Raw genomic sequence first — 22,799 nt, forward strand, 5'->3', positions numbered from 1 at the left:
GACTATTCTGTCTATCTCGGCTCTCGTTCCTATCTCCCCTTCCCCACCTATCTCATGTGGCCTACTCTACCTGTGCTACCTATTCTACCTATCCAACCTATTTTATCGATTTCAGCTATCCCAACGGCTCCATCTATTTTATCTATCCTCCACATTTCATCTGTTCTACCTCGCCTATCCCAGATATTATTCCTATCCTCTCTTGCTCACCTGTCCTACCTATCCTACCTATTCTACCTTTCTCACCTGCTTTGCCTCTCGTCCGATTATTCGCGGTTGTTCGGTTCCCGATGGTTCGACCGTTATTTCGTCCACGTGTTGTCGATACGATTATGAGGCGTGCCCACGGATGGCACGCTGAATGATCCGTCCAGCGATTCAACTCTACACGCTCCGTGACCTCGACGAACCGCTCACGAAAACCATCTCCCGCGTCTCCGAGACGACGTACGACGGTGTCGAATTCGCCGGGTTCCACGACCAGTCACCGGAAACCATCGCCACGGCACTCGACGACTCCGGCCTCGAACCGGTCGGTGCGCACGTCGGCTTGGACGCGTTGGAGTCGGAGTACGACACCGTTGTCTCGGAGTACGGGACGGTCGGCTGTGACCGAATCGTCGTCCCGTCGTACGGAACGGACGGTTTCGATTCCACCTCGGCCATCGCCGAGACCGCGAACCACCTCTCGGAACTCGCCGACCGACTCGCGGACGACGGCTTCCGACTGTCCTACCACAACCACGCGTACGAGTTCGAGGCGATCGAGGGCGACTCCGCCACCGCGTACGACGAGTTCGTCGCGCGGAAAAGCGACAGCCTCGAACTGGAGTTCGACGTCGGACTCGCTCGGTTCGGCGGCGTCGACCCGCTTTCGTATCTCGATCGATACGCCGACGACATCTCGCTCGTCCACCTAACCGACACGGTTCCCGGCGACGATGGCACGCTGCACGTCGATCTCGGGGAGGGTGTCCTCGACCTCGATGCGTGTGTTCGGGCGGCCGACGATACCGGTGCCGAGTGGCTCATCCACGAAAACGGGTTGACGGAGAACCCCGCAGCAACGTTGGAATCGAGCGCGATTCGCGTCGGTGAACTGCTCGATAGCGCGTAATCGTCCGGCGCGATTCGATACCGCGGACGTGCATTTCGTCGTTCGTCAGTTTGGACTTTCCCCCGTCCAAATCCTTATCACAACGCGGTAGGACGTAGCCATATGCGACGCATCGTCCTCGTCGGAAGGAACGGCTCGATACGAGCACATGCCGAGCGATACGCTCGCTTCGAGGATACGACCGTCGCCGGGGTCGTTCTCGACTCCGACTCCGGCACAGATTCCGACTCCGGCACCGACCCCCTCGACGGAATCGACGCGCCACGATACGACTCGCTGGCAACCGCACTCGATACGGTCGGCGCTCACGGCGTCGATATCTGCGGGTCGGGCGTCGGACGTACCGACACGATAGATACCGCGCTTTCCGCCGACGTCCCGGTTCGGTGTGACCCGCCGCTCTCGCTCGACGACGCGGCGACCGAACGGCTCGTTTCGCGCGCATCGACCGGAACCGGATGGGTTCTCGTCCGTTCCCCACATCGCTTCTCCCGGCTGTACGACCGACTCCGAGCGGGCGTCGAAACGGGGAGCATCGGAACGATCGGCGTCGCTCGAATCAAGCGAACCGCACCGTTCGACGGTCCCGGTTGGAACGTCTCGTATGCCGGTGTGCAACGCGAAAATCCCGTCGAAGACGTGCTCTGTGAGGTTCTCGCCCACGACTTCGACGTCTTGGACTGGACGTTCGACGCCGTCGAGCGGGTCTTCGTTCGCACTCGGTCCCGGGAGGGATACGCTCACGCGCACGCGCTCCTGACCTTTCGGGGTGGCGGCCGAGCGACTGTCGAAACGACGTGGGGACGGGACGACGCTCCCGCCCCACGACTCCACGTCGAGTACAGCGGCAATCACGGTCGGCTCGACTTCCACGAGCGCGATGCATCTACCGCACTCTCGGACGGAAGGCGGTGTCTCACCGTCGATCCCATCGAAGACGATTGCCGCGGTCGCTCGCTCCGAACGTTCGTGGATTCGGTTCGCGGCGAGAAACGGCACCCCGAAACCGTCTCCGACCGCGCTGCGACACGGATTGCGGCCGCCACCCGCCGGTCGGCGGACCGCGGGAAACCGGTCACGCTCACGGGGGACGACACGTGACGATTCGACTCGGCATCTGTTCGACGGCCCACGTCAACTCCGGAGTGTACGCGTCCCTCATCTCACAGCTTCAGGGGGTCGAACTCGTCGGTATCTCCGACGAAAACCGCGAACGTGCGCGCCGACAGGCCAACGCGGTCGGAACGTCCGTGCTGTCACAGCACCAGTTGATGGGGGAAACCGACGGGATCGTTCTCTGTTCGCCGACCTCCCGTCACGGCGAACTCATCGACCTCGCGCTCCAGTACGACGTGGCGATCCTCTGTGAGAAACCCCTCGCCACGTCGGTCTCGGACGCCGCTGCGATTCGGGACCGGTGCGCGGAAAGCGACGTGGTCGCCGGGATGGCCATGCCGATCCGATGTAGCCGCCCGATGCGACGGCTGAAGGAACGGTACGAGGCGGGTGAACTCGGCGATCTCGTCGCCGTCTCGGGCATCAATCGCGGTCGAATGCCCGGCGGTTGGTTCGTCAACCCGGACCTCGCGGGCGGTGGCGCGGCCGCCGACCACACCGACCACATCGTGGACATCGTTCGGTGGCTCACCGGCGAGGAAGTCACCGAGGTGTACGCCGAGATGGATACCAGATTCTACGACATCGCCGTCGAAGACGTGAACCTGCTGTCGATGGAACTGTCGAACGGCGCGCCGTTCGTCCTCGACGGGTCCTGGAGCACCCCACAGGAAAGTTCGTTTTGGGGTGACGCGGAGGTCGAACTCGTCGGGTCGAACGGAACCCTCTCGGCCGACTGTTTCGGCCAGCGATATACCAGTATCTGCGATACAAATCACGGCAACCACAACGAAACCCTGTACTGGGGTGCCGACCCGAACAACGAACTCCTGAACGACTTCGTCGAGGCGATTCGTACCGGCCGGGAGCCCGTGACGCCGATGGACGAAGCCGTCAAGACGACCGCCGTTATGGAAGCGGCCTACGAATCCATCGAGCGGGACGAATCGGTCGAAGTCGGGTACTGACGACGAAGCGAAAGCGAGTCGCGATCAGTCCAACGCGGCCGTCTCGGTCGTCTCGACCGCGACGGACTCGCCCCGTTTCGCGGATTCGTACGCGGCTTCCACGACGGCGACGTCGCGTACGGCGTCCGCACCGGTTTTGAGCGGCGGTCGGTTCTCCGCGACGCTCTCGACGAAATCGGCCACGAGTCCCTCGTCCGGGTTCGACCCCCAGTACAGCGACCGAATACCGGCATCGTCGGTATCGCGCGTCTGCTTTATCTTCTGGTCGAAGCAGTCGATGGAGACGACTCCTTCCGTACCGACGAGCCTGAGCGTCGCGTCGCCCCAGAAATCCCACTCGTCGGGTTTGCTCCAGGAGCCGTCGAGGACGAACTCCGTCCCGTCGGTGAGCTTCATCGACAGCAGGTTCACGTCCTCCACCGGGATATCGTGGAATCGCGTTCCGATTTCGGCGTACACTTCGCTCACCTCCTCACCGGTGAGCCACCGAACGATGTCCACGATGTGAACCGAGTGGTCGGTCGTCGCCCCGCCGCCGGAGGCCTCCGGATCGACGAACCAGCCGCCGGGCATCTGGCCGCGGTTCGTCCCGCTCAGGAACTGGAGGGTGCCGAGGACGCCGTTTTCGAGCGCCGTCTTCGCGTTTCGTACCGGCTGGTTGAACCGGAGCGGCATGGCGACGCCGAGGTTCACACCCGCGGTCTCACACACGCTCACGATTTCGCGCGCCTCGGAGACGGTCGGCGCGAGCGGCTTCTCACAGAGGATATCGACGCCCGCCGCGGCGGCGTCCTGCACCCACGTCGCGTGGTCCATATTCGTCGAACAGACGATGACGCCGTCCACCGAGGCCAGCAGTTCGGTCGGCTCCATGAACTCGACGTCGTACTCGTCGGCTTTCGCGCGGGTCGCGGTGACCCCGTCGCCGGTCTCCGTGACGCCGACCAGTTCGGCGTCCGAGAGGTCGTTCAGACAGGCGGCGTACGAGTCGGCGTGGAGGTGGGCCGTCGAACAGATGCCGATGCGGACGGTCATGTGTGCACCTCCGCGGGGGAAACGGCTTCACCGCGCTCGCTCGATTCGATGGCGGCGAGGGCGATTCTGACGGCTTGACGGGCGTCGTCGGGCGAGATGTCCGGCTCGGTGCCGTTGCTCACACAATCGACGAAGTGTTCGAGTTCCAGCGTGTACGGGCTCGTCGCCAGCGGACTGGACGGCGCGTTGGTTCCCTCGGCACCGCCGGAGACGCGGACGGAGTTCTCGTCGCGTGAATCGAACTCCAACAGCCCCTCGTCGCCCGCGAACTCGTAGCTCGTGGTGAACGGCGTCCCCTCAGGATAGCCCCACGATGCTTCGACGTGGCCGACGACGCCGTTCTCGAACCGCAGCGTCACCGACGAGTGTTGGTTCAGGTGGCCGTCGTTCCACGACGCCGTTCGGGCGAAGACACGGTCCACGTCACCGGCAATCCAGCGGAGATAATCGAAGTCGTGAATCGCCATGTCGAGGAGGACACCCCCGCTTTGCTCGGTATCGCCGAACCACGAGTTGGTGCCGTATCGCGGCGGCGAGGAGAGCCGCTCGGTGTGAAGCGTTCCCAGCGAACCGACATCTCCGGCGTCGATACGGCGCTTGGCTTCGACGTATTCTGGGAAGTACCGCAGCACGTGCCCCGTCATGAAGGTGATATCCGCGTCGGTCACCGCCTCGACGATGGCGTCCGCATCCGTCGTCGTTCGGGCGAGCGGTTTCTCGCAGAACACGTCGAGACCGCACTCGGCGGCAGCCTCGACGAGTGGCCGGTGTGTCGGCGTCGGCGTGCAGATATCGACGGCCGTGATGTCGGCGTCGCTCATCATCTCCGCCGCGTCCCTGTACACGTCGGCGTTCGCCGTCTGCTTCTCGGCGAACGTGAAACGCTCCTCGTCGAGCGACGCGACGGCCGCGATCTCCGCCCCGTCTATCTCCTGATAACTGTTAGCATGTGTCGTGCCCATGAATCCAGTTCCCACTAATCCGATTCGTTCCATCATTCTATACTGTGGAAGTAGTGGTCTTAAACCTTCTGTCGCCCCGGATAAATTTCAGATGTTCGACCACGTCGTCGCGGTCGCTCCCGATGTCGGACCGACCCCGGCGAACCGACTGCTCTCGTCGAACACCGGCCGGATGACGGACGGGTCTTCGATGAGGTGCAGACGCAGGTAACTGCCCCGAGCGCGTCCGTCCCCGGTTCGCGTGATATCGAGCACTTCGAGGAACTCCCACTCCCGGAGCAGGTCGTGGACGCGCCGCTTCGAGAGGACCGTGAGACCGGCGTCGGCACAGACGTCCTCGTAGGCCGCGTACACGTCCGTCGTCTTGAACGTCCGCGACCGCTCGACGAGAGCCAGCGAGACGATGGCGAGGAGTGTCGCCTTCTGTTGGGCCGTCGCCCCAGTGAACAGCGTTTGGAACCGGTCGCGCTCGGCGAGCGTGTCGGCGCTTTGGACGTGGTCGATGGTGATGGTTTCGGACTCCTCCCCGACCGCGAGTTCCCCGGCGTGACGGATCAGATTGATGGCCTTCCGTGCGTCGCCGTGTTCCTCCGACGCGAGCGACGCACAGGTCGAGAGCACCTCGTCCGAAAGCACCCCACGACGGAACGCCTCGGAGCGGCTTCGAATGATTTCACGGAGGTCATCCCGACTGTACGGGGCGAATATGATCTCACGTTCCTGCAGGCTACTCTTGACGCGTTCCTGCAATCGTTCGCGGTATCGCACCTTGTTACTGATTCCGACGATACCCACCGAACAACGGGAGAGCTTCCCGGTTTCCTCGGCGCGCGACAACTGCAGGAGCAGTTCGTCGTTTTCGAGTCGGTCTATCTCGTCCAGTACCACGAGCGCGACGTCGTATCGCGAATCGAGGACGTCCCAGAGCAGACGATAGTACCGCGACCGTCCGAAGCCGGTCTCGGGAACGTCAATGCCCGTTTCGTCCGGGTCGTTTATCTCCCGAGCGAGCGCCCTGACCGCGCGCGTCTCGGTGTCCTCCTGCGAACAGTCGATGGTTGCACGGGCGATGGAAACCCCGTTCTCCCTCGAGGCATCCACGATACGACCCGTCGCGTATCGGGCACAGAGGGACTTTCCAGTCCCCGTCTTTCCGTACAGGAACGTGTTGTTCGGCGCACCCCCGCCGATGGCGGGATTCAACGCGGTCGCGAGGCGTCTGATCTCCTCGTTGCGGGCTACGATGTGCCGTGGCTCCGGCGCGTATCCGATTTCGAGAAGGCCCTTTCTGGCGAAAACGTCCTCCTGTAACCGAAACACTCCGTCGAGGGCGTCCGCGTTCTCCGGTGGGATGTCACGCCGTGTCATGACACAGTACTGCGGCTACTTCCTCATAAATTCGTCGGGGAAATCGACCGTTGAATTTTGGAATTTCGAGGGATGTCGTCCCGGCCGTCGGCCTCGATTCGTGCGACGGGGCCGACTTCCGTACGGTTTTTTGCCCGCCTCCACAGCCCCCTCCCCCCTCGTTTCACCTGTATTCCATTACGACCATATTCCTGTAATGGTATGTGTGTCTTTCACACCCCTGATCTGTCAGTTTGGATTCGTACTCGAGGTCCGTCCCGGCGGCGAGACTCACCGTCGACTCGTTTTCCTTCACGACGAAAAGATGCGGTCGGTATCAGTCGAGGAACTCGGACGCCCGCTCGTGTAGCGGGACGAATCCCTCGGCGAACCCTGCGCCGCGCGTCCGTCCGAGAACGCGCGCTTGCGCCCTCACATCCGCCAGTATGTCCTCGAACTCGGAATCGACGCCGCCGTGTTCGTTCAACCACTCGACCTGTGATTCGTGTTCGAGGATGGCCTCCTCCTTGGTCGATTGCTGTTCGCTGATGTCGATGTACACCTCCGGTTCGAACGACGACGTCGCCTTGCCGAAGTAGTAGACGTTGTCGGGTTCCCATGGTTCGTCGTCCGTTTCCAACAGCGGCAGTGCGGCCATGTAGTACGCGTCCGTCACCAACCGCGAGGTGGCTCGATGGTCCGGATGCATGTCGTCGCTGAAATGCGTGAGAACGACGTCGGGCCGGTGCTCGCGGAGCGCTTCGACGAGTCGGAGCCTGTTTTCCATCGAGTACGTGATTCGACCGTCTTCGAAGCCGAGGAACGCCGTTTCCGCGCCGAGCGTCTCCGCCGCCGCCTCGGCTTCCTTCTCACGAGTCGCGGCGACGGCCGACTCGGTGGTGTCGAACCCGCCGTACTCGCCGCGCGTCATGTAGACGACGGTCACGTCGTCGCCGCGTTCGGCGTGCTTTGCGAGGGTACCGCCACAGAAGATGTCGGCATCGTCCGGATGTGCAACTACTGCTACGAGATGCATACACACGAACCTACTCCAAGCGGGTAATAAATATTGTGTCGCCGGTGTGCTACGAAAAGAGGTGATCTGCTACGAAAAGAGGTGCTCGAGGTCCGCGCGCAACCGGGGCGGCAGTCGCTCGGGTGCGGTCCGATACGGGGACACCTCCGCCGTTATCCACCCGTCGTAGCCGATTTCCGCCAACGTCTCGTCGACCGCGGTCCAGTCGATATCACCCTCCAGCGGATAGGTGAACCCTTCCATCGTGTCGATATCCGTCCGATAGTCCTTGACGTGAACCCGCTCGACGTGCTCCCCGAGGATCCGAATCCACTGGGCCGGATAGCCGAACCGCTTGACGTTCCCGACGTCGAAGTACGCGCCCACCGGTCCGGCGTCGGACGCCGCCTCGACGAACCGAGCGAACTCCAGCGGGGACAGCAGAAAGTCGTTCCACACGTTTTCGACACAGACCGTCACGCCGCGGTCGGCACCGCTCGCCGCCAACGCCCGAACCGAGTCGAGCGCGCGGTCGTACGCCTCGTCGTAGGGCGTCCGCTCGTCAACGACTGCCGGGACGATGAGCACCGCACCCGCACCGAGTTCCTCGGCGACTTCGAGCATTCGCTCGCCCGCTTCGAGACCCGCGGTGCGCGTTTCGTCGTCCGCGGCGGACAACCGGCGCTCCCAGTGAAGCGTGGTCGAAATCGCCGGAACGTCGAGTCCGAGTCGCTCCAGTTCGTCGGCCAATTCCTCCACGAACTCGTCGTCCCACAGCGGACCGTCGGCCGTGAGGTTCGGTTCGATACCGTCGTATCCGGCGTACGCGAGGAGTCGTGCGTTTTCCAGCAACCCCTCCTCGGGGAACCCCATCTGATTGAGTGCAAACCGCATCACTCCTAGCCTCTCGTTTGCGGTGATTTATACGTTTGTGCCGGTCTTGGTGTTGTTTTATCGAAGTTAACTTTAACACACCCCGCACCAGACACGGTGGCACATGACACACAGTGTCGGATTCATCGGTGCCGGTGGCATCGCGTCGATCCACCTGGAAACGCTCGACGCGGTGGTCGAGTCGGGGACGGTCGGGGAAGACGGAGCGCCGTGCGATATCGAACTGGCGGCGATAGCGGACATCGACGGAGAAACGGCGCGCGCCGCCGCCGGTCCACGAGGAGCGACCGTGTACACCGACGGCGTCGAACTGATCGAGTCGGAACCGCTCGACGCGCTCGTCATCGCCGTTCCGCCGTTCGCCCACGGCGAGTACGAGCAGGCCGCCGCCGACCGGGACCTCGACCTGTTCATCGAGAAACCCGTGGCCCTCTCGATGGGGGACGCACGCGAGACGGCCCGACGTCTAGCGGACAGCGAGGGCCTCTCGCACGTCGGCTACGTCTGTCGATACGCACGGATTACGGAGCACGCACGGGAACTCCTCGACGGTCGGCGAATCGGCCATATCGACAGCACCTACTGGGTCCCGGTTCCCGAATCCGATTGGTGGCGGGAACGGCGCTACTCCGGCGGACAGATCGTCGAACAATCCACCCACGTCTACGACCTCCACCGATATCTGGCGGGCGACGTCGTGGCGGCGACGGGCAGCGGAACCGACGGCTTGCTCGTCGGGACCGTCGACTTTCAGGACGCGACCTCGGTCACGCTTGACCACTATTCCGGTGCCGTCTCGCACGTCTCGTCGACCTGTGCGTCGCCGACACCACGGTTCGAGGTGCGTATCGCGGCCGAAGACGCCGTCCTCGAACTGGATTACATGGATCACTCGCTCACGGGGACCGTCGATGGCGAACCCGTGGCGTTCGACGGCGACGGGGAGTGGTACCGACGGGAGTTCGAGGCGTTCCTTCGTGCGTCGGCGACCGATCGCGGCGAACGACGGACGAACGACGCGGAATCGGTCGATATCCGTTCGGACTTCGACGACGCCGCTGCGACGCTCGACGTGACGCTCGCCGCCCGCGAGGCGGCGGAAACGGGTGAAAAGGTCCGTACAACGGTCGAGACGGCCGTCGACGTTTCGAACGCCGGTACCACCCTATGAATTTATTACGGCTGGTTACAAAGGCCATCAGTAGTGCCTCAGTATGGGTAAGTTAGACATACGCAACCTCCGGAAGGAGTTTCTCGACGGGGACCGGTCGATCGTCGCGGTCGAGGATCTGAATATCGACATCGACGACGGGGAGTTCCTCATCTTTGTCGGTCCGTCGGGGTGCGGCAAATCGACGACGCTTCGCTGTATCGCCGGACTCGAATCGCCGACTGGCGGCAACATCCTGTTGAACGAAACCGATATCACGAACAAACCCCCCACCGAGCGCGACATCGCGATGGTGTTCCAGAACTACGCGCTGTACCCGCACCTCACCGCGCGCAAGAACATCGGATTCGGTCTCAAGATGTCCACCGACATGGGGGCCGACGAAATCGAACGTCGGGTCGATGACGTCGCCGAGATGATGGGCATCGAGGAGATACTCGAAAAGAAACCGGGCGAACTCTCCGGCGGGCAACAACAGCGCGTCGCGCTCGGCCGCGCCATCGTCCGTGAACCGGAGGTGTTCCTGATGGACGAACCGCTCTCGAACTTGGACGCGAAGCTCCGGACGACGATGCGGACGGAGCTACAGAACCTTCAGCAGGACCTGAACATCACGACCATCTACGTGACCCACGACCAGACGGAAGCGATGACGATGGGCGACCGGATCGCCATCCTGAACGACGGGAAACTCCAGCAGCTCGGAACGCCGCTCGAATGTTACTACGAACCCGCGAATCGGTTCGTCGCCGGGTTCATCGGCTCCCCCTCGATGAACTTCTTCGAGGTCGACTACGTCGACGGCGCACTCGTCCACGACACGTTCCGGTACGACCTCTCGCCGAAGGCGCGCGAGCAACTCGTCGGCTACGAGGGACGGATGACGCTCGGTATCCGCCCGGAGAGTATCGAAACCGTCCCGGCCGACGAGCCGGGAGCGATTTCGACGACCGTCTCGGTGACCGAGCCGATGGGCGAGCTCACGTACGCCTACGTCGATATCGGCGACCAGACGTGTACGGTGACGCTTTCCGGGGAGCGGATGGTGGAATCCGGAACGACGCTCACCATCGATTTCCCCGAGGACAAGATACACCTCTTCGACCCCGACACCGGCGAAACCGTCAAGACGAGGAGCGTCTCGACCGCGACCGACACCAACGTCGACGCTCGCGCATAATTTCCGAAAAACAACTCGACTCCGGGTAAAACACTCGGATCGTCTCGACTTCCCTCCGATTACTGGCTAGATTGGAATGGTATTTGGTACCCCATGGCAAATATTTATTACGGAGTAGCATCGTTCTTCGGTCAGAGCGGTATGAGCAACAGAAACCTCACTCGACGTAACGTTCTCACTCTGACCGGTTCGGTCGGCGCAGCAAGCCTCGCCGGTTGTTCAGGCATGATGCCCGGCAGTTCCGGTGACGGCGACGGCGGCGCAAAGTCCGGAACGCTGTGGGCGTGGAACGACCCCGGGCTTTCGCCGATTCGCAAAAAGCAGGCGAAAGCCCTCGCGAAGCAGAGCGACAAGATATCCGACCTCAGTTGGGAGTACTACCCGTTCGAGAACTACCTCGCCAAGGCGACGACCGCGATTCCCGCAGGTAACGCGCCGGACAGCCTCGCGTTGTCCGTCCTGTGGGTGCCGCGGTTCGCCGACAAGGGCGTCGCACTCAACCTCGAAAAGAACGGTTTCAACCCGGACGACTACGTCTCGGCCGCACGACGCAACGCAAGCTACGACGGCAACCTGTGGGCGGTCCCGTGGTACGCCGACTGTCGTCTGGTGGCGATAAACAAGAAGAAGTTCAAGGAGGCGGGCTTGGAGGTTCCCGAACCGACCCACCGTCCGAGTTGGGACGAGTTCGGTTCGTGGATCGACGAGTTGGGCAAGAAGAACAAGGCGGCGTTCTCCATGTCCGCCGGTGAGGGCTTCGACTGCTTCGCGCTCTCGAACGGGAGCGGTTACCTCAACGACGACGGGACGAAGGCGATAATCAACGACGACGCGGCGGTCCAAGCGGCGAAATACCTTCAGCCGAAGGTCGTCGAGGACGAAACCGTCATCACCCGAAACTCCGGCAGTAGCCAAGCAATCGAGGACTTCCTCGCCGGGGAAGTGGCGATGTGTTTCGCCGGGTCGTGGAACTACCCGCGACTGCGCAAGAGCGGTCTCGACTGGCAGTACATTCCGTACCCCAGCGGTCCGAAGATCGATAAAAGCCACACGTGGAGCGCGGGCGTGTTCTACACCGTTCCGAACCGCGGCGGCGCGGACAAGGAAGTCGGCCTCGAATGGCTGAACTACGTGAACTCCATGGAGGTTCAAAAGAAGGTCACCAAATCGATGGGTGGGTTCCCGGGGCGGAAGGAGGCCTACGATTCGGACGAGTTCAAGAACTTCATCGACAACAACCCGAAGTTGAAACCCGTTGAACAGGAGATGGAGAACACCGTTCCCTTCCCGAGCCACCCCGACGTGTCGAAGATGTGGGATTCCGTCCACAAGCAGGCACAGGCGATGTGGCAGGGAACGGACCCGAAAAAGGCACTCGACAAGGCCGCTAGCGACATCAACAAACTCCTCTAACCATGTCACAATCTCAGGGAACCACGGGCGTTCGGGAGCGTCTCAGCGGAGTCGTTTCCGGCTTCACCGTCGGCAACGCCGATACGGACCTATCGTGGTACGCCATCGTCCTCCCGAAGGTGTTCATCTTCGCCGCCGTCCTGCTGATCCCGTTCCTCGGTGCGTTTTACGTGAGCCTTCATCAGTGGGAGCCGTTGGCTCGATCCCATCCGTTCGTCGGGATCGATAACTACGTTCGGCTGGTGCAAGACCCGATATTCTGGGACGCGCTGATAAACACCGCTGGCTACAGTCTGGCCCTCCTCGTCTTCGACGTTCCCATCGCGCTTGGGTTGGCGCTGCTGTTGAACATGAACATGCGCGGGACGAAGTTCTACTCGGCGGCCATCTTCCTCCCGGTCGTGACCTCGTGGGTCGTCGTCTCGCTCATCTGGTCGTGGATCTACAACCCGCAGTACGGGCTGTTGAACACGATGTTGGGGACCATCGGTCTCCCGCAGCTTTCGTGGCTCCAGAGTTCCAAGACGGCGCTGGCGTCCATCGCCCTCATGAGCATCTGGAAGCACATCGGGTTCAACATGGTCATCTTCCTCGCCGGGCTGAAGGGAATCCCGGACGACCTGTACGAGGCGGCCATCATCGACGGCGCGAACCGCTGGGAGCGGTTCCGCTACGTCACCCTGCCGCTGCTGAAGCCGACGACGTTCTTCGTGTTCGTCGTGACGCTCGTCTTCTCGTTCCGCGTTTACACGCAGGTGTACGTGATGACCAACGGCGGCCCCGTCCACTCCACCTACACCATCGTCTACTACTTCTGGCAGACCGGCTTCCAGCAGTTCGAGATGGGCTATGCGAGCGCCATCGCGGTCGTGTTGTTCCTCCTGGTGTTCGGGTTGAGCGTTCTCCAACAGCGCACGTGGGGTGACGACGTTGGCTACTAAGGACCTCGACTTCGAGGACGACCAGCCGAGCGTCGAGTACGAGGGTTCGCGGTACGACAAGCTCGCGAAATGGGTCGCCCACGGCATCCTCATCGTCATGAGCGCCATCATGACGATTCCGTTCCTCTGGGCGTTTCTCACGTCGCTGAAACCCGAGAACAAGATATTCACGACGATTCACCAAATCATCCCGTCGCATCCGACGTTCGCCAACTACGTGAACGTCTGGCTGCAGAACCCGCTCGACCGTTGGGTGCTCAACAGCCTCGTCCTGACGGTCGGCGTGGTGTTTTTCACCCTATTGCTCGACACGCTCGCGGGCTACGCGCTGGCGAAGGGTGATTTCAAGGGGAAATCGTTCGTCTACACGCTGGTCATCGGGACGCTCGTCATCCCGCCGCAGGTCGTGCTCGTCCCGCTGTATTTGGAGATGAACGCCCTCAACTGGTCGAACACCTACTGGGCCATCATCGTGCTGTACGTCGCCAACCCGTTCGGGACGTTCATGATGCGACAGTTCTTCCTCGGCGTCCCCGACTCGCTCATCGAGGCGGCCAGAATGGACGGCTGTAGCACGATTCAGATCTACACGCGGGTCATGTTGCCGCTGGCGAAACCCGCCCTGTCGTCGCTGGGCGTGTTCACGTTCATCTTCGTCTGGGGCGCGTTCCTGTGGCCGCTGGTCATCCTCAACGATTCGGCGATGTACCCGCTTCAGGTCGGCATCGGCCTGCTTACGGGTAAGTACAGCTCACAGTGGGGTCAGCTCCTCGCGGCGGTCGTGCTCGCCGCGCTGCCCGTCATCGCGGCCTACCTGCTCGCACAGCGTACCTTCATGGAGGGAATCGCGCTGACCGGAGGGAAGGGATGACCACCCTTTCCGCCGCCCCCCTGTTCACCGTCCTGTTGCGTCTCGGCTACTCCGGGCGCAACGAACCGGTAGTCGGCGGCGCGCTCGTCTTCTTCGTCGCCGCGGTGGGACTGCTGTATCTCTCGTTCGTCCGCGACGAGATGGACGCGGGGCCGTTGATGAAGGTGGGCGGGTTCCTCCTGCTCGGAATGGCGTTTCTCGCGTTCTTCTGGCCGTGGCGGCCGTGGCCGCACTGACCTGACCGCTTTTTATTCTAGGGGTATCACTCAAGAGGCTTCCCGAGAGATTGGGAACATGCAAGTTGCCGTCGGTGCCATCAGCCACGAAACGAACACGTTCGCGGACGGGCGGACCGGACTCGAAACGTTCTCGACCACGACGGGTGCCGACCTCCTGACGACGGAGCACGTCGGCCGCTCGATTCGCGGCATCGTGGACGAACTCGAACGCGCGGGCGTCGATATCCTCCCGACGGTGGGCGCGAGCGCGCTTCCTGCCCCGACCGTCGAGGCGAGCGCGTTCGAGTGGATGCGGTACGAACTCGTCTCCAGACTCGACGGCGAACCCGTGGACGGCGTCTGTCTCGACCTGCACGGGTCGATGTACGTCGAGGGGGAACCCGACCCCGAGGGCGCGCTGCTCGAAGCGGTCCGCGCGGTGGTCGGCGAGGACGTTCCGATCACGGCGGCGCTCGACATGCACGCCACCATCACCGAGCGAATGGTCTCCAACCTCGACGGTGTCGCGGGATATCGCACCGCGCCGCACACCGACGTCACGGAGACTGGAACGCGGGCCGCGAACCTCCTTCTCGCCGACCTGCGCGGGGACGCCTCGCTCACGCTCGGCTGGGAACGGCTGCCGATGCTCCTCGCCGGGGAGCAGTCCGAATCGGAATTCGAACCGATGCGCTCGCTTGTCGCGGCGCTCCGCGACGCCGACGAGCGGGACGGCATCCACGACGCGAACTTCTTCCTTGGGTTTCCGTGGGCCGACTCCCCGAACGCTGGCTGCCACGCGCTCGTGACCGGCGACGCCGCCGCGCCCGAAACCGTCGCGGAGACGGCGGTCGAACTCGCACGGGCGTTCTGGCTGAAACGCCGCGAGTTCGACTTCTCGACCGACGCCTACGACCCGTCCGTCGCCCTCGAATCGGCAACGCACGACCGACGCCGACCGGTCGTGATCTCCGACACGGGCGATATCCCCGGCGCGGGCGCGTCCGAGGACACGACGAACGTCCTGTCGAAGATGCGCGAGCGCTCGGACCTCGGACCGTCGCTGTTCGCCGTCGTCGCGGACGATGCGAGCTACGAGCAATGCTACACCGCTGGCGAAGGCCGATCAGTCCGACTCGACCTCGGCCGGAACGTTCCCGAAAACACGCCGCTCACGGCGGACGGAACCGTGTCGAAACTGGTCGAATTTGACGGAGGCGGAACCGCCCTCGTTTCGCTCGACGGCGGCGTGGACGTGGTCGTGGCTGACACGCGGACGAACCTGCACCGCGACCCCACGTTCCTCCACCGCTTCGACGCCGCCCCGGACGACTACGACTGCGTCGTCCTGAAAAGCGGTTACTTGAGTCCCGCGTGGAAAGCCGTCGCGGCGCGGGAACTGTTCGCGCTCACGCCCGGCGACACGAACCAGTTGCTCACCGATCTGCCGTACGAAGACATCCCGCGTCCGACGTTCCCGCTGGACGAGGACGTGGAGTGGGAATCGAAAAACGGCGCGAACTGACCCGCTTCGCGGGCCGTTCTCGCTCTGTCGTCCGCTCTTTCTCTCCCTGTTCGTTTTCGCTCGCCTATCCGCTCTTTCGCTCTTCCCCGCTCAGTCCTCGTCGTCCTCGAACTGGTGGAACACGTCGGCGTACGCCGCCGCGTTCGATTTGTGCAGCGCCCAGAAGCTCAGCAGGCCGATGTCCTTGCTCTCGGCCCAATCGAGAACCTGCTGGGCGGTGTCGGTCGTGAACCCTGATTCGGCCACGTTCGGCGTCACGCCGAGCATCTCCCACCGTTCGGCTTCGGACTTGTTCGGGTAGATTCCCGCGAGCCAATCGACGGTTCCCTGCCCCGCCGACGCCACGATGTCCGCCGTCGTCGGGTTGAAGTCCATCGTCATGATGTTCACGTACTCCAGTTCGACGCCCTGCTGGATTGCATCCGAGACCATGTCCCGCGCGGGAGCGTAGTTCCGGTTCTCGATGCCGTTCTGTCCCGCCGGAACGGTGTAGCTGACCGTCACCTCGGGCCGTTCTGACTGGAGCATCGCCAGCGCCTCGTTGCGGAGTTGGTAGACGCTCCCGTCGCGTCCGGATTCGTCCGCGTTCTCGTCGTCGATGTCGAGGTGGGTGACGCCCAACGTGTCGAGGATACCCGCGTAGGCCTCCTTCAGTTCGGTGGCGTCCGTCGCGTCGCGGGCGACCACGCGGCCGTCCCAGCCGCCGATGGAGACCCACACGTCGATACCCTGGTTCTGGAGCGTCGAAATCTCGTCCGAGAAGTCCGACACCGGGCGCTGTCCGCTCGACGTGAGCCAGCCGGGGTTCACGCCGTCGCCGGACGTCCCGTCGCCGAGGAACGACACGACGATGCGGTCGGTGTTCGCGCCGGTCGTGTCCCCGACGACGTCGCCCCACGTCCCCTCGTACGGGGCGAACGCGTCGTCATCCTTTGTGGTGCCGCCCCCCGAATCGCCGACCGAGACGGTACTGCTGGCCGACCCGGTCGCCCCGGCGTCGTCGGTCACGGTCAGCGTGACGGTGTAGCTACCGGCGTTGCCGTAGCTGTGTGTGGTCGTTTGCCCGCTCGCGCTGGTGCCGTCGCCGAATGCCCACGAGTAGGACGCGATGCTTCCGTCGGAATCCGAGGAGCCACTCGCGTCGAAGCTCACCGACTCGCCCGGCGAGACGGACGACGATGAAGTGCTGAACGTTGCCGTCGGAGCCGCGTTGCCGCCACCGCTCCCGTCGCAGGGTCCGACCTTCACCCAGACCGAATCGCTCGGTTCCGGTTCGTTGGCTTGCGTCCACCACTGGGCTTCCCAGAGCGCCCCGTCGTACACGACCCGGTCGCCGTCCGTGTACGAGGTGTCCGAGCGCCAGTCCGGATAGCCGCTGCAGTCCGCCGCCGCCGCGAGGCCGCTCGCGCCGAGTCCCAGTGCTGTCAGTGCCGATACGTCGCGTAGTACGTTGCGTCGTGTGTATTTCATGATCGTGTTGTCGTGTTCGTTCTTCGTTTTACTCTTCGCGCTATACGTTCGCCACGATGGTGTCGAGGAGCGTCTCGTTCCAGTCCTGTGCGAGTTCCCAGAACATCACTCCCCCCATGCCGCGGTCCTTTGCGAATTGGACTTTTTCGGCGATGGACTGCTCGTCGTCGTAGCTGATGATCGTCTCCTCCTCTTCGTTGACGATGTACGGGACCGCGCCGGGGTCGTGATACTGCTTCGTCCAACCCGACTCGCCCTCGTAGTTCTCCTCCAGGTCGCCGAAGTCGAACGCCCCGGTCATGTCGGCACCGCCGCTTTCCGAGTCGTCCCACGTTCCCGCCGGGAGGCCCTGATAACTGCCGTACAGTTCCGTACCGTTGAAGCCGCGGCCGTAGAACGGCAACCCGAGCACCAGTTCTCCGTGGTCGGCCGGTGGCGACGGCGGATACTTCCACTGACCGGGCCAGTAGCCCGTCTCGTCGGGGTCCCCGGCCCACAGCGTGTCCACGGCGTACTCGACGTAGTACTGCGTGTCGTACGTCTCGCCGTACTGGGTGTTGTCGGTCGGGTGGCCGTCGCCGTACAGCGGCGCGTTCTGCCCCACGGAGTCCATCCACGACCCCGTGAAGTCGTAGGCCATGATGCACGTGTAATCACAGACGTCGCCGATCCGATCGTGTCGGAGGCCACCGGCGTTCCAGTCCGAACCGCCGTTCGCGACCGACAGCCAGTATCGCTTCCCGTCTTCCTGTCCTGCGGTATCCAACGCATCCCGGAGCGCCTGCAGGAAGTCGATCTGGTTGACGTAGTCGTCGTTGCTGCCGCACTGGCACTTGCCCTGTTGGCTCCCGGGGTGTTCCCAGTCGATGTCCACGCCGTCCAGATTATACTGCCGGATGATCTCCACACAGCGGTCGGCGAACGTCGTCCGCTTGTCCGCACTCGCCGCTATCTGGCTGAACCCTTCGGAGTTGGCCCACCCGCCGACGGATATCTTCACGCGGGTGTCGGCCGCCGCTCCCGACTTCAGTTCGTTGAATTTCTCCAGGTTCTGCTCGTCTCGGTCCTTCATGATGGTCGGCACCGCGTTCTCGGCGTCCACGCCGAGGAACGCGTACTGCACGTCGGTGACCTTGTCCCACGGCACGTCCTCGGGGTAGTAGTCGTACTCCGGCGTGGCCTTCCAACCGGGATAGTAGCCGATGATCTTGAACTCGTCCGTCGGTTCGGAGCCGACGGAAACGTTCGTCGTCGCCGACGCGCTCGCGCCGCCGTCGTCGGTGACCGTCAGCGCGACCGCGTAGGTCCCCGCCGAGTCGAACGTGTGCGTGACGGTTTCGCCCGACGCGTCGTCGGTGCCGTCGTTCGTGAAGTCCCAGTCGTAGGATGCGATGGTGCCGTCGGAATCGGACGACCCCGACGCGTCGAACGTGACTTCGTCTCCCGGCGCGGGCACCGACGGAGTCACGGTGAACGAGGCGGTCGGGGAGTCGTTTCCACTTCCGCCGTCGCCGCCATCGCCGCCGCTCCCGTCGCACGGGCCGACTTTGACCCAAACCGAATCGCTCGTCTCCGGTTCGTTCGCTTGGGTCCACCACTGGGCTTCCCAGAGCGCATCGTCGTAGACGACCCGGTCACCGTCGGTGTACGCCGTATCCGACTCCCACGCTGAATAGCCGCTACAGTCCGCGGCCGATGCGACGCCGCTGATACCGTACGCGAGGGCAGGGGTGGCCAACACCTTCCGCAGGAGGTCCCGTCGTGAGTGATCCATGATTTTCCCTCCTCACTGCACCTGATTGTAGATGTTCGAGAACTCGTACGGGTCCTGTGCGATTCCGCTACACGTGGCCGACACCGTCCCGTCGGGACAGCCGCCGTTGTCGCGGTCGATGGACCAGAACGCCACGCGTCCGATGCCCTTCTCCACGACGAACGAGGCGACCTGCTGTGCGTCGTCCAAGTGATGGGTACCACCGGCGTCGTTGGCTCCGATCATCGGCGTGATGCCGAGCATTCCCCACGCTTCGTCGGACGACACCCCGGAGAATATCTCCACGATGTCGTCGTGCGTGCCGTTGGCCGAATCCTCGATGGTGCTCGCGCTCGGTTCGACCCAGCCGTAATCCATCGTCATGATGTTGACGATGTCGACGTCCACGCCGTGACTCACCGCGTTGTTCAGGATGTCCTTCCCGTGGCTGGTCAGCCCGGTCGTTTTACAGCGGAGCGTGTAGGACACGCTGAGATCCGGTCGATCCGACTGGAGTCGACTTAGCGCCTGATTGCGCCGGTCGACCGCGTCCGTGTTCACCGACTCGATGTCGAAATCGAGATGCGTGACGCCGTAGGTGTCCATCACCTTCTCGTACTCCGATCGTATCTTCGAAACGTCGGTGGTATCCTGCGCTATCATCGTCCCCATCGCGCCGCCGAACGAGACGATGACCGTGCCGCCCGCGTCCTGATACGACTGAATTTCCGACCCGTATCCCGCTTCGCCGACGAGCTTGTTGACCGAACCGCCCCACGCGGCGTTACCGCTGCCGTCCGAGAGGACGAACGCCGCCGTGACGGTGTCGTTGTTCGCCTGCCCGTAGATGTCCGTCAGCGTGGTTCCGGACTCGACGCTCATGTCGTTGTACGGCGCGAACGCCGTACTCCCGCTCGAACTCGTCGTTCCGACCGATATCGTCCGGGTGGCGGTTCCCGTCTCCCCGTCGTCGTCGGTGACGGTCAGCGTCACGGTGTAATCCCCGTCCGACCCGTACGAGTGGCTTACCGACCCACCCGACCCGGACGCGCCGTCGCCGAACGTCCAGTCGTAGGACGCCACCGACCCGTCCGAATCCGAGGAGTCGCTCGCGTCGAAGCTCACCGACTCGCCCGGAGCGGGGAACAGCGAGGACGCGCTGAACGAGGCGGTCGGCGCAGTGTTGCCGTCCCCGCCTCCACCGTCGCCACCGTCGCCCCCGCTGCCGTCGCACGGACCGACCTTCACCCAGACGGAGTCGCTCGTCTCCGGTTCGTTCGCCTGGGTCCACCACTGTGCCTCCCACAGTGCGCCGTCGTACACCACCCGGTCGCCGTCCGTGTACGCGACGTCCGATTGCCACGCCGAATAGCCGCTACAGTCGGCCGCCGACCCGAGCCCGCTTGCTCCTATCGCCAGTGCCGAAAGTGCCGATGCATCCCTCAGTAGTCGTCTGCGAGTGTATTTCATGGTTTCTCGACTGAACCGCGATGGAGGCGACGACCAGCGGTCCCGCTCATCTGCGACGCCCGTTCGTCTCCAAAGCCGCTGGCTATCGCCCCCGAGTACGCTCTAACCGCTTTGTTTTCTGAACTACGATGGTAAAAAATACATATGATGGTAAATAATTTTCTATAATTAAAATACACTAATTAGTGGATATAACGTGATGGAAAGCTGGATGGAGGGAGGCTGGATGAATTTGGCGCGAAATTGGCCAATCGGCGAAATTCCTCACTCGCCCCCTCGACACGATCCGTTCGTCACGGTTTTGTAATCTTCCGTGCATCGACGAGTATGGAAATTACCGGCTACGACCTGTACGAACTTCCGCCCCGATGGCTGTTCCTGAAGATCGAAACCGACGCGGGTATCGTCGGATGGGGCGAACCCATCGTCGAGGGGCGGGCGAAGACCGTCCGGGCGGCGGTGTCGGAGATGCTCGACGGCTATCTGGTCGGGCGGGACCCTCGACAAATCGAGGACCACTGGCAGGCGCTGTACCGGAGTGGGTTCTATCGAGGCGGTCCCATCCTCATGAGCGCCATCGCCGGAATCGATCAGGCGTTGTGGGACATCAAGGGGAAGTACTACGACCTCCCCGTCTACGAACTGCTCGGCGGGAAGTGCCGGGACAAGATCCGCGTGTACCAGTGGGTCGGCGGCGACCGCCCGTCGGACGTCATCGAGGAGGCCAACCGACTCGCCGATACCGGTTACACCGCGCTGAAGATGGATGCGACGAACCAGACCCGTCACATCGAGACGGCCGCCACGATAGACCGGGTCGTCGACCGTATCCGGGAGGTGCGGGACGCCGTGGACGACACGGTGGACATCGGCGTCGATTTCCGCGGTCGCGTCTCGAAGTCGATGGCGAAGACGCTCACCGCCCGGTTGTCCGACTGCAACCTCATGTTCGTCGAGGAACCCGTCCTCCCGGAGAACGTCGAACACCTCCCCCGAATCGCCGAGGGGTCACACGTTCCCATCGCCACCGGGGAACGACTGTACTCCCGATGGGATTACAAGCCGGTTTTCCGCGGCGGGGCGGTGGACCTCATCCAACCCGTCGTCTCCCACGCCGGGGGTATTTCGGAACTGGTGAAACTCGCGGCGATGGCCGAAGCACACGACGTGGCCGTCGCCCCGAACTGCCCGCTCGGTCCCATCGCGCTCGCGGCGTCGTTGCAGGTCGATACCGTGATTCCGAACCTCGCCGTGCAGGACCACGGGTTCGACGTCCACCCGTCGGCCCGCGGCCCCGCGTACGACTACCTCGAAGACGCCTCCGTCTTCTCGTTCGAGGACGGCTACCTCGACATCCTCGACGGACCCGGTCTCGGTATCGATGTCGACGAGGCCGCCGTCGAGGAACGGTCGGAGGGTCACGTCGAGTGGTACAACCCGACGTGGCGAAACGAGGACGGCAGCATCGCCGATTGGTAATCCGGTCATCGACCAGTACTCGTCGGCACCGATTTCGAATCACGAAATACTTATCAGCATTTAATTCCATACGTGGGTATGGATGATGGTGGCCAGACATCGATGGTTTCGGCACCGAAGAAGACGTTCGCCCTGATAACGACGATGGCGAACCGCGGTGGAACCGTCGGGATTTCCGAACTCGCCGACGCGCTGGAGTTCACCAGAAGCACCACGTACAAACACCTGGCGACGCTGCGGGAGTTGGGATACGTCGAGAAGGACGGCGTCGAATACTCCCTTTCGTACCGCTTCCTCGAAATCGGCTCCCGAATCCAGTACGATTCCGACCTGTATCGCGCCGGACGGCCCGCCATCGACCGACTGGCGACGACCACCGACGAGACGGCCAGTCTCGTCGTCAAACAGGGTTCGTCGACCATCGACCTCTACCAGTCCACGGACACCCCGTCGAAATCCGAACTCACCGACCGCTATCTCCACTGTACCGCCGCGGGAAAGGCCATCCTCGCTCGTCTCTCGCCGACGGAAATCGACGCGATACTCGACGACGTCGGCCTTCCCGAGCGGACGGACAACACCATCACCGACCGGGACCGACTCGAACGCGAACTGGACGGCATCCGCGACCGCGGCATCGCCATCGAGCGGGGCGAACAGCACCCCGAGCGAAACGGCATCGCCGTCGCGCTGGAACACGACGGCGACGTCGCCGCTGTGTACGTGGCGGGGCACGCTGATCGATTGAGTAGCAAGCGACTCGAAGAGAACGTTCCGGGGCTGGTGCTCGGCACGGTCCGACAACTCAAAACGGCGCTCTGAGACGAAACGCCGAGTCTCTACGAGAATCGTCG

At 63.1% G+C, this 22,799-nt stretch carries 20 protein-coding genes; 12 read left to right on the forward strand and 8 right to left on the reverse strand.

The window, feature by feature from the left end; translation table 11 throughout:
- Positions 1-361: 361 nt before the first annotated feature.
- The 3 genes from NKF25_RS06405 to NKF25_RS24435 all read left to right on the forward strand — a co-directional run bounded on the left by NKF25_RS06405 (position 362) and on the right by NKF25_RS24435 (position 3,201).
- On the forward strand, positions 362-1,117 hold the full coding sequence (locus tag NKF25_RS06405) for a sugar phosphate isomerase/epimerase (protein ID WP_253225869.1): 756 nt from the start codon (positions 362-364) through the stop codon (positions 1,115-1,117).
- Positions 1,118-1,219: 102 nt separating this feature from the next.
- Complete coding sequence (locus tag NKF25_RS06410) at positions 1,220-2,218, forward strand: hypothetical protein (protein ID WP_253225870.1); 999 nt, start codon at positions 1,220-1,222, stop codon at positions 2,216-2,218.
- Positions 2,215-3,201: a Gfo/Idh/MocA family oxidoreductase gene (locus tag NKF25_RS24435; RefSeq protein ID WP_253225871.1), complete on the forward strand. Its 987-nt coding sequence runs from the start codon at positions 2,215-2,217 to the stop codon at positions 3,199-3,201. The genes NKF25_RS06410 and NKF25_RS24435 overlap by 4 nt, the downstream gene beginning before the upstream one ends.
- Positions 3,202-3,225: 24 nt before the next feature.
- Here NKF25_RS24435 and NKF25_RS06420 read toward each other — a convergent pair whose 3' ends face one another.
- The 5 genes from NKF25_RS06420 to NKF25_RS06440 form a co-directional block, all read right to left on the reverse strand.
- Positions 3,226-4,236 carry a Gfo/Idh/MocA family oxidoreductase gene (locus tag NKF25_RS06420; protein ID WP_253225872.1) on the reverse strand — a complete coding sequence of 337 codons (1,011 nt, stop codon included), beginning with the start codon at positions 4,234-4,236 and terminating at the stop codon, positions 3,226-3,228.
- The gene (locus NKF25_RS06425) at positions 4,233-5,231 is read right to left on the reverse strand and encodes a Gfo/Idh/MocA family oxidoreductase (RefSeq protein WP_253225873.1); all 999 of its coding nucleotides are present in this window, start codon (positions 5,229-5,231) and stop codon (positions 4,233-4,235) included. Before NKF25_RS06425 ends, NKF25_RS06420 begins: the two co-directional genes overlap by 4 nt.
- Positions 5,232-5,285: 54 nt before the next feature.
- Complete coding sequence (locus NKF25_RS06430; RefSeq protein ID WP_253225874.1) at positions 5,286-6,566, reverse strand: AAA family ATPase; 1,281 nt, start codon at positions 6,564-6,566, stop codon at positions 5,286-5,288.
- Between the two features lie 316 nt (positions 6,567-6,882).
- On the reverse strand, positions 6,883-7,581 hold the full coding sequence (locus NKF25_RS06435) for a PIG-L family deacetylase (protein WP_066147210.1): 699 nt from the start codon (positions 7,579-7,581) through the stop codon (positions 6,883-6,885).
- 69 nt (positions 7,582-7,650) lie between these two features.
- Positions 7,651-8,454, reverse strand: coding sequence for a sugar phosphate isomerase/epimerase family protein (locus NKF25_RS06440; protein WP_253225875.1), 804 nt, complete (start codon positions 8,452-8,454; stop codon positions 7,651-7,653).
- 103 nt (positions 8,455-8,557) lie between these two features.
- Between NKF25_RS06440 and NKF25_RS06445 the strand changes: the two genes are divergently transcribed.
- The 7 genes from NKF25_RS06445 (at position 8,558) to NKF25_RS06475 (ending at position 15,773) form a co-directional block, all read left to right on the forward strand.
- Positions 8,558-9,625: a Gfo/Idh/MocA family oxidoreductase gene (locus tag NKF25_RS06445; RefSeq protein WP_253225876.1), complete on the forward strand. Its 1,068-nt coding sequence runs from the start codon at positions 8,558-8,560 to the stop codon at positions 9,623-9,625.
- 43 nt (positions 9,626-9,668) lie between these two features.
- Complete coding sequence (locus NKF25_RS06450) at positions 9,669-10,805, forward strand: ABC transporter ATP-binding protein (RefSeq protein WP_253225877.1); 1,137 nt, start codon at positions 9,669-9,671, stop codon at positions 10,803-10,805.
- Positions 10,806-10,946: 141 nt separating this feature from the next.
- Positions 10,947-12,218, forward strand: coding sequence for an extracellular solute-binding protein (locus NKF25_RS06455; protein ID WP_253225878.1), 1,272 nt, complete (start codon positions 10,947-10,949; stop codon positions 12,216-12,218).
- 2 nt (positions 12,219-12,220) lie between these two features.
- A complete protein-coding gene (locus NKF25_RS06460; RefSeq protein WP_253225879.1) occupies positions 12,221-13,159 on the forward strand; it encodes a sugar ABC transporter permease in 939 nt (312 codons plus the stop codon).
- Positions 13,149-14,030, forward strand: a complete 882-nt coding sequence (locus tag NKF25_RS06465; RefSeq protein WP_253225880.1) for a carbohydrate ABC transporter permease — start codon at positions 13,149-13,151, stop codon at positions 14,028-14,030. The genes NKF25_RS06460 and NKF25_RS06465 overlap by 11 nt, the downstream gene beginning before the upstream one ends.
- Positions 14,027-14,266, forward strand: coding sequence for a hypothetical protein (locus NKF25_RS06470; RefSeq protein ID WP_253225881.1), 240 nt, complete (start codon positions 14,027-14,029; stop codon positions 14,264-14,266). Before NKF25_RS06465 ends, NKF25_RS06470 begins: the two co-directional genes overlap by 4 nt.
- Before the next feature lie 58 nt (positions 14,267-14,324).
- On the forward strand, positions 14,325-15,773 hold the full coding sequence (locus NKF25_RS06475; protein ID WP_253225882.1) for a M81 family metallopeptidase: 1,449 nt from the start codon (positions 14,325-14,327) through the stop codon (positions 15,771-15,773).
- Positions 15,774-15,863: 90 nt separating this feature from the next.
- Here NKF25_RS06475 and NKF25_RS06480 read toward each other — a convergent pair whose 3' ends face one another.
- The 3 genes from NKF25_RS06480 to NKF25_RS06490 are packed head-to-tail and all read right to left on the reverse strand — an operon-like array spanning position 15,864 to position 20,466.
- Entirely contained in the window at positions 15,864-17,243 is a 1,380-nt protein-coding gene (locus tag NKF25_RS06480; RefSeq protein WP_253225883.1) for a PKD domain-containing protein, read from the reverse strand.
- Between the two features lie 40 nt (positions 17,244-17,283).
- Positions 17,284-19,017 (reverse strand): glycosyl hydrolase family 18 protein, encoded by a 1,734-nt coding sequence (locus NKF25_RS06485; protein WP_253225884.1) that lies wholly within the window; start codon positions 19,015-19,017, stop codon positions 17,284-17,286.
- A 12-nt stretch (positions 19,018-19,029) separates the two neighbouring features.
- Positions 19,030-20,466 carry a PKD domain-containing protein gene (locus tag NKF25_RS06490; protein WP_253225885.1) on the reverse strand — a complete coding sequence of 479 codons (1,437 nt, stop codon included), beginning with the start codon at positions 20,464-20,466 and terminating at the stop codon, positions 19,030-19,032.
- A 327-nt stretch (positions 20,467-20,793) separates the two neighbouring features.
- Here NKF25_RS06490 and dgoD point away from each other — a divergent pair, with 327 nt between their 5' ends.
- Together dgoD and NKF25_RS06500 are read left to right on the forward strand one after the other, a co-directional pair.
- Positions 20,794-21,945, forward strand: coding sequence for a galactonate dehydratase (dgoD, locus tag NKF25_RS06495; protein WP_253225886.1), 1,152 nt, complete (start codon positions 20,794-20,796; stop codon positions 21,943-21,945).
- A gap of 78 nt (positions 21,946-22,023) precedes the next feature.
- Positions 22,024-22,767 (forward strand): IclR family transcriptional regulator, encoded by a 744-nt coding sequence (locus NKF25_RS06500; protein ID WP_253225887.1) that lies wholly within the window; start codon positions 22,024-22,026, stop codon positions 22,765-22,767.
- Positions 22,768-22,799 lie beyond the last annotated feature (32 nt).

Origin of the sequence: Haladaptatus sp. AB643 (genome assembly GCF_024136975.1) — an archaeon.
Taxonomy (GTDB): Archaea; Halobacteriota; Halobacteria; order Halobacteriales; family Haladaptataceae; genus Haladaptatus.

Coding starts and splice junctions, on each gene's coding strand:
- NKF25_RS06405 (WP_253225869.1), top strand. CDS start 362: ATGATCCGTCCAGCGATTCAACTCTACACGCTCCGTGACCTCGACGAA.
- NKF25_RS06410 (WP_253225870.1), top strand. CDS start 1,220: ATGCGACGCATCGTCCTCGTCGGAAGGAACGGCTCGATACGAGCACAT.
- NKF25_RS06420 (WP_253225872.1), bottom strand. CDS start 4,236: ATGACCGTCCGCATCGGCATCTGTTCGACGGCCCACCTCCACGCCGAC.
- NKF25_RS06425 (WP_253225873.1), bottom strand. CDS start 5,231: ATGGAACGAATCGGATTAGTGGGAACTGGATTCATGGGCACGACACAT.
- NKF25_RS06430 (WP_253225874.1), bottom strand. CDS start 6,566: ATGACACGGCGTGACATCCCACCGGAGAACGCGGACGCCCTCGACGGA.
- NKF25_RS06435 (WP_066147210.1), bottom strand. CDS start 7,581: ATGCATCTCGTAGCAGTAGTTGCACATCCGGACGATGCCGACATCTTC.
- NKF25_RS06440 (WP_253225875.1), bottom strand. CDS start 8,454: ATGCGGTTTGCACTCAATCAGATGGGGTTCCCCGAGGAGGGGTTGCTG.
- NKF25_RS06445 (WP_253225876.1), top strand. CDS start 8,558: ATGACACACAGTGTCGGATTCATCGGTGCCGGTGGCATCGCGTCGATC.
- NKF25_RS06450 (WP_253225877.1), top strand. CDS start 9,669: ATGGGTAAGTTAGACATACGCAACCTCCGGAAGGAGTTTCTCGACGGG.
- NKF25_RS06455 (WP_253225878.1), top strand. CDS start 10,947: ATGAGCAACAGAAACCTCACTCGACGTAACGTTCTCACTCTGACCGGT.
- NKF25_RS06460 (WP_253225879.1), top strand. CDS start 12,221: ATGTCACAATCTCAGGGAACCACGGGCGTTCGGGAGCGTCTCAGCGGA.
- NKF25_RS06470 (WP_253225881.1), top strand. CDS start 14,027: ATGACCACCCTTTCCGCCGCCCCCCTGTTCACCGTCCTGTTGCGTCTC.
- NKF25_RS06475 (WP_253225882.1), top strand. CDS start 14,325: ATGCAAGTTGCCGTCGGTGCCATCAGCCACGAAACGAACACGTTCGCG.
- NKF25_RS06480 (WP_253225883.1), bottom strand. CDS start 17,243: ATGAAATACACACGACGCAACGTACTACGCGACGTATCGGCACTGACA.
- NKF25_RS06485 (WP_253225884.1), bottom strand. CDS start 19,017: ATGGATCACTCACGACGGGACCTCCTGCGGAAGGTGTTGGCCACCCCT.
- NKF25_RS06490 (WP_253225885.1), bottom strand. CDS start 20,466: ATGAAATACACTCGCAGACGACTACTGAGGGATGCATCGGCACTTTCG.
- dgoD (WP_253225886.1), top strand. CDS start 20,794: ATGGAAATTACCGGCTACGACCTGTACGAACTTCCGCCCCGATGGCTG.
- NKF25_RS06500 (WP_253225887.1), top strand. CDS start 22,024: ATGGATGATGGTGGCCAGACATCGATGGTTTCGGCACCGAAGAAGACG.